Genomic DNA, 255 nt, shown 5'->3' on the forward strand with positions numbered 1-255 from the left:
TACAGATACATAATGACCGCAGTGAAAATCCCCAAAATATCTCGTAGTGTTAAATACGAAAAAACATTAAAACCACTAGAATACTGTGTTAAATACTCAGCCAGCCAAACTAACATTATGATACTCCATTGATGGCTTGTTGCTGGCCATTAACTAAATCGGTTACTAATAATTCCATGCGAGAATTGCGTGATCCTTTCACGACGATGGTCGTTTTTTTATTTACTTGATTAATTGTGGCTTGAATTTGTTGCT

1 pseudogene is annotated in these 255 nt (G+C 35.3%); it reads right to left on the reverse strand.

Going from position 1 to position 255, the window contains the following annotated elements:
- Nucleotides 1–116, reverse strand: a pseudogene (locus tag R2R70_RS21640) (phospho-N-acetylmuramoyl-pentapeptide-transferase); the annotation flags it as partial.
- Nucleotides 117–255: the final 139 nt, after the last annotated feature.

The sequence above is a fragment of the Cobetia sp. SIMBA_158 genome, from assembly GCF_046566945.1.
Lineage (GTDB): Bacteria > Pseudomonadota > Gammaproteobacteria > Pseudomonadales > Halomonadaceae > Cobetia > Cobetia amphilecti.